This is a genomic window from Spirillospora sp. NPDC046719 (assembly GCF_040645715.1).
Taxonomy (GTDB): Bacteria; Actinomycetota; Actinomycetes; order Streptosporangiales; family Streptosporangiaceae; genus Spirillospora.
Genome location: NZ_JBEYYT010000563.1, coordinates 1 through 5178 on the forward strand (window position 1 = coordinate 1; position 5178 = coordinate 5178).

The window sequence follows — 5178 nt, forward strand, 5'->3', positions numbered from 1 at the left end:
ACGGGCCCCGCACGGTGCGGCTGGCCGAGGGCGTGCGCGAGCCCGCCGGACGGGTCGAGCAGCAGCGGCCCGCCGACCGCGCCGACGGCGGCGGACCAGACGACGACGCCGATCGCGGAGCCCCGCCGTCCCGGCGGGTACAGGTCGGCCGCCGCGTACCGCGAGAGCTGCGCGCCGGCGTTGCCGAGGCCGAGCATCGCCATCCCGGCGCAGAGGGCGGCCAGGTCGCCGCGCGCGACGCCGGCGGCGGCCAGGCAGGCGCCGGCCGCGGCGGCGAGGTACCCGCCGGCCAGCACCGCGCGGCGGCCGAGGCGGCGCGCGGCGCGGGTCAGCGCGAGCGCGCCCACCCCCGGGCCGACGATCCCGGCGGTGGCGGGGACGCCGCCCCAGCCGGTGCCGAGCCGGTCCGCGGCGGCCAGCGTGCCCGCCGCGCTCGCCATCGACATCGCCGCGTTCATGAGGGCGGTCCCCGCGCACAGCGCCGCCATCGGGCGCGCCCGTGCGGGGCGCGCGGTGAGGGTCTGATCCATGCCCTCGACGCTAGAAAGGTCCTGCGCCGGGATGAATGGACGATCTATGGTGTTCGCTCCGCGCCGCCTGGCGTTCGGAAGCCGATTCCGGAAAGGGGCCTTGCGGATGGATCGGGAGCTCGACCGGACGGACTGGCGCATCATCACCGAACTCCAGCGCGACGGGCGGCTGTCGTTCAACCGGCTCGCGGCCCGCGTCAACCTGTCGGCGCCCGCGGTGGCCGAGCGGGTCCGGCGGCTGGAGGAGTCCGGGGTGATCACCGGCTACCAGGCGCGGATCGACCCGGCCCGCGTCGGCCAGCCGCTCACCGCGTTCGTGCAGATGCGCTGCGCCCTCGGCCGCTGCCTGCTGAAGACCACCACCGCCGAGGACCTGCCCGAGGTCACCGAGGTGCACAAGCTCAGCGGGAACTGGTGCTCGATGCTCAAGGTGCGGGTCGCGTCCATGCCGCACCTCGAAGGGCTGCTGGAGCGCCTCGGCGAGCACGGCGAGATGAACTCCCACATCGTGCTGTCCACCGCGTACGAGGCGCGCGCCGTCGAGGCCCCGGCGCCGGAGTCCCGGACGGTGACCGCCTCCGAGGGCTGGACCCGCTGACGGCGCCGCGTGCCGCCGGTCCGGGCGGGGGCGTCAGCGGGCCGGGCCGTCAGCGGGCCGGGGCGTCAGCAGGCCGGGCCGTCAGCGCGCCGGGTGCGGCGCGGGCGACGGGGTCCGGCTCGCCGCCGGTCCGATCGTGATGGTGCCGCCGCGCTCGACATGGCGCAGGCGGGCCGCCATCCCGCGCCGCCCCACCTCCTTGTCGAAGTCCGAGAGCGGCGACTTCATCACCGTGTAGTCGTCGTAGTGGACGGGGACGGCGGTCGCGCAGCCGGTGGTCTCCAGCCACTGCGCGCCCTGGCGCCCGTCCATGGTGACGGTGAGCAGCCCGAGCAGCCGGGTGCCGCCGAGATGCACGACGCCCGCGTCGATGCCGGGGAACCGGCGGCGGATCTCGCCGATCTCGTCGTACATGAGCGTGTCGCCGCTGATGCACAGCCGGAACCTCGGTTCGCCGTCCGGCGGGCCGAACTCCAGCAGCGACCCCATGACGGGCGGCAGGAGGCGGCTCAGCGGGCCGGGCGCGTGCCGGCCGGGCAGCGCGGTGATCCTGATCGAGTGGTCGCCCTTGGCGACGCTCTCGGTCTCCCAGGTGCGCATCCCCTCCGCAGCGCTGAACCCACGGCTGTTCAGCGCGCGTGCCGCCGCCGCGGTGGTGAGGATCGGCAGCCCCCGGTCGAGGTACCGTTCGGCAACGGGGTCCCAGTGGTCGCCGTGCAGGTGGGACAGCACCACGCCGTTGAGCTCGGGCAGCTCGTCCACCGAGATCGCCGGGTCCTTCAGCCGCCGGCTGGTGAGGCCGTAGCCGAGGTCGGCGCGCTCGCCCCGGCGCAGGAAGTTCGGGTCGGTCAGCAGCGTGACGCCGCCGTACCGGATGATCGTCGTCGCGTTCCCGACGAAGGTCAGGCTGGCCGTTTCCGCGGGCATCGTTCCCCCTCTCCGATCCCGGTCGATGCCCCTACCCGGCGGACGGCGCCCCAAGCGTCCGGCGGCGAGTTCCGGGATCGGGCGGGTCGTGGTTGAATTCTCGATTATGTGGCCCTCGTCACAAAGATCACTCCCGTGGCGGCGGAGGTATCAGCCGGGGGTTCCCACCGACATCGAGATCCCGGACGTCCCCGTCACCCGGCTGCTCGACGACGCCGCGGAGCGGTACCCGCGGCGGACCGCGCTGGTCTTCTTCGGCCGGCGGCTCGACTACCGGGAGCTGCGGGACGCGGCGGACCGGTTCGCCGACGGGCTGCACCGGCTCGGCGTCCAGCCCGGCGACCGGGTCGCGCTGATCCTGCCGAACTGCCCGCAGGCGGTGATCGCGTTCTTCGGGGTGCTGCGCAGGGGCGCGATCGCCGTCCAGCACAACCCGCTGTACACCGAGGAGGAGATGCTCCACCAGCTCGCCGACTGCGACGCCCGGGTCGCCGTCGTGCTGGATCGTTCCTACGCGACGGTGCGGGCGGTGCGGCACCGGCTGCGGCTGGAGCACGTCGTCGTCACCTCGCTCGTCGACTACCTGCCGCCGGCCAGGCGCGCCGTGCTGCGGCTCCCGCTGGTGCAGACGCAGCGGCGCCGCGCGGCCATCACCGCGGACGTGCCCGACGACGCGGGCGTCGTCCCGTTCAAGGAGCTGCAGCGGATCCCGCAGCGGCAGGTGCGGCAGCTTCCGGTGGAACCGTCGCGGGACCTGGCGGCGATCCAGTACACGGGCGGGACCGAGGGGCGCCCCAAGGGCGCCATGCTGACGCACCGCAACCTCGTCGCGAACGCGTGCCAGCAGCACGCCTGGGACGTCGGCGGGCGCGAGGGGCAGGACGTGACGCTCGGGGTGCTGCCGCTGTTCCATTCGTTCGGCCTGATGAGCTGCCTCATCGCGCCGGTGATGACGGCGGGCGCGGTGGTGCTGCTCCCGCGCTTCGACCGCGACCGGGTGCTGCGCGCCATCCGCAAGTACCGTCCGACGGTGTTCCCCGGCGTGCCGACGCTTTACGAGCAGCTGCTGGACAGCCCGCGGTTCCGGCCGTCGGACCTGCGGTCGCTGCGCGTGTACATCTGCGGCGCGATGGCGCTGGGGCAGCGGACGCTCGACCGCTTCGAGGAGCTGGGGGCGCGCGGGCTGATCCAGTGCTACGGGCTGACGGAGGCGTCTCCGGCCGTCACCGGCAACCCGCTGGGCGGCGGCGCCCGGAACATGACCGTGGGGCTGCCGCTGCCGATGACGGACGCCGTCATCGTGGACGTCGACGAGCCGACGCGGGACCTGCCTCCCGGGGAGGTCGGCGAGCTGGTGGTGCGCGGCCCCCAGGTGTTCGCGGGCTACTGGAACGCGCCGCTGGCCACCGCGCAGGCCCTGTCCAAGGGCTGGCTCCGCACGGGCGACATCGCGGTGATGGACGAGGACGGGTTCATCACCATCCTCGAACGGCAGCGGGACATGATCAAGGTGAGCGGCTTCAGCGTCTTCCCGTCCGAGGTGGAGAAGGTCCTGCGGCGCCATCCCGCCGTGTACGACTGCGCCGTGGTCGGCGGGCCGGACGAGCGGCGCGGGGAGCGCGTCATCGCGCACGTGGTGGAGCATCCCGCCTACCCGTTCTCGGCGGACGAGCTGCGGCGGCACTGCGAGCGCTACCTCTCGCACTACAAGGTGCCCGCCGAGTTCCGCCCGCGCACGGACCTGCCGCGGAACGTCCTGGGGAAGGTGGTGCGGCGCAAGCTGCGCGACGAATCGGTGAATTCTCCGGCGTAGGGGGCGCCCGCCGGGTGGTTGACTGTCCCCGTGGAGACCGAGACCGCCCCGCCGGAGCTCTTCGCCCGGCTCGTCGAGATCGGGGGTGACTCGTCCCGCGTCGCCGCGCGCGCTTCGGACGCGCCGCTCGATCCGGAGACGCTGTACGACCGTCACGGCGTGCTGGTCGTCCGGGTGGGCGACGTCGTGGTGAAGGCGCATCAGCCCGACCGCGACTACGGGGAGCCGTTCCTCGAACGCATCAAGGTGGCGGCGTCCCTGCCGGACCTCCTGCTGGGGCCGCTCGGTCCGCCGTCGATCGTGGACGGCCGTACGGTGACGCTCTCCGCGTACGGGGAGCCGGTGGATCCGCACGAGGAGCTTCCGTGGGAGGACGCCGGACGGCTTCTGGCCGCGCTCCACTCCACGCCCATACCGGCGGACGCACCGTCCTGGGGACGTCCCACGCGCGTGGCCGCGCAGGTGGCGCGCCTCGGGGACGGACCTGCCGAGGACGAGGTGCGGCGCGCGTTCGCCACCCTGCCCGCCTGGATTCGCGGTGAAGGAGCGGGCGACGCGCGTCCCGCGCACGCGGAGTGCCTCATTCACGGCGACTGGCATCTCGGCCAGATGGTGCGCGCGCGGGACGGCCGCTGGCGGCTGATAGACATCGAGGACCTCGGCAGGGGCGACCCCGCATGGGACCTCGCCCGCCCTGCCGCGCTGTACCTGTCGGGCGTCCTGCACCCCGACGATTGGGCGCGGTTCCTCGACGCCTACGTCGAGGCCGGCGGCCCCGCGGTGCCGGACGCCGGCGCCCCCTGGACGCACCTCGACATGCCCGCGCGAAGTCTGGCGATCCAGATCGCCGCCACGTGCGTCATATCCGCACGGGAGGATGAGCGCCCGTTGGACGGACCGGAGCAGGCGATGGTGGACGCCTGCGGCAGAATCTCCGCGACGGGGGGCGCGGCATGACGGCCCGCGTGACGTGGCGCGGAACCCGCCCTACGTTTAGCCTCTACCTGGGGATCCATAACGGAAGGACGACAAGGCGATGCACTGCCCTAAGTGTCATGGATTGATGCGGACCTACAACCGCAGCGGCGTCCACATCGAGCAGTGTGACAACTGCCGGGGCATCTTCCTCGACTACGGCGAGCTCGAGGCCCTCAGCCAGATGGAGGCCCGGCACCGGGCCGCTCCGCCGCCGCCCGGATGGGGCGCCCCGGCGCCCGCCGTGCACCACCATCACCACGGTGGCCACCACGGGCACCACGGCGGCGTTTTCCACATGCTCTTCTCGACCTGACCCGCACGCGGCCCGCCCC

6 protein-coding genes are annotated in these 5178 nt (G+C 73.7%); 4 read left to right on the forward strand and 2 right to left on the reverse strand.

Going from position 1 to position 5178, the window contains the following annotated elements; genetic code table 11:
- Positions 1–530: MFS transporter (locus tag ABZ914_RS46035; protein ID WP_500200983.1), on the reverse strand; the 530-nt coding region annotated here is incomplete at its 3' end.
- 106 nt (positions 531–636) lie between these two features.
- Here ABZ914_RS46035 and ABZ914_RS46040 point away from each other — a divergent pair.
- On the forward strand, positions 637–1128 hold the full coding sequence (locus tag ABZ914_RS46040; RefSeq protein ID WP_500200984.1) for an Lrp/AsnC family transcriptional regulator: 492 nt from the start codon (positions 637–639) through the stop codon (positions 1126–1128).
- Between the two features lie 81 nt (positions 1129–1209).
- On the opposite strand, the gene ABZ914_RS46045 is transcribed toward ABZ914_RS46040, so the two are convergent.
- A complete protein-coding gene (locus tag ABZ914_RS46045) occupies positions 1210–2055 on the reverse strand; it encodes an MBL fold metallo-hydrolase (RefSeq protein WP_500200985.1) in 846 nt (281 codons plus the stop codon).
- Positions 2056–2161: 106 nt separating this feature from the next.
- Here ABZ914_RS46045 and ABZ914_RS46050 point away from each other — a divergent pair, with 106 nt between their 5' ends.
- The 3 genes from ABZ914_RS46050 (at position 2162) to ABZ914_RS46060 (ending at position 5159) form a co-directional block, all read left to right on the forward strand.
- On the forward strand, positions 2162–3868 hold the full coding sequence (locus ABZ914_RS46050) for an AMP-binding protein (protein WP_500200986.1): 1707 nt from the start codon (positions 2162–2164) through the stop codon (positions 3866–3868).
- Positions 3869–3898: 30 nt separating this feature from the next.
- Positions 3899–4825 carry a phosphotransferase family protein gene (locus ABZ914_RS46055; RefSeq protein ID WP_500200987.1) on the forward strand — a complete coding sequence of 309 codons (927 nt, stop codon included), beginning with the start codon at positions 3899–3901 and terminating at the stop codon, positions 4823–4825.
- A gap of 79 nt (positions 4826–4904) precedes the next feature.
- The gene (locus ABZ914_RS46060; protein ID WP_500200988.1) at positions 4905–5159 is read left to right on the forward strand and encodes a TFIIB-type zinc ribbon-containing protein; all 255 of its coding nucleotides are present in this window, start codon (positions 4905–4907) and stop codon (positions 5157–5159) included.
- Positions 5160–5178: the final 19 nt, after the last annotated feature.